Source organism: Oceanobacillus alkalisoli (genome assembly GCF_021556485.1).
Taxonomy (GTDB): Bacteria; Bacillota; Bacilli; order Bacillales; family Amphibacillaceae; genus Oceanobacillus; species Oceanobacillus alkalisoli.
In genome coordinates, this window is the sequence record NZ_JAKGBW010000097.1 from 1 (window position 1) to 284 (window position 284).

1 protein-coding gene is annotated in these 284 nt (G+C 42.3%); it reads left to right on the plus strand.

What is annotated here, in order from left to right; genetic code table 11:
• Positions 1–284: hypothetical protein (locus LZD48_RS19375; protein WP_235764149.1), on the plus strand; the 284-nt coding region annotated here is incomplete at both ends.

Consider the following 284-nt stretch of genomic DNA (forward strand, 5'->3'; position numbering starts at 1 on the left):
GTGAGGATTTCTTCAGTGTTTCGTTCAATACCGGTGGAAAGTTCAATACGTTAGGAAAAGAAATGTATCGGATGGACCATGAAGGAACTTTGTTTAAGACTCCTTCGCTGGATAGCCGTTTGCGGGATATGGAGTTGGCCGATTTTGAGGATTATGCTCAGACGAATCCGTTGTTTAATACCAGTTTTGATGTTTCCAGAAAACATGCATTGCCGGAGTTTGGTGGAAATGTCGGTTTCGGTAAGAATTTTGATTTGGGAAGTGGTAAGTTGAGTGTCCTTGCA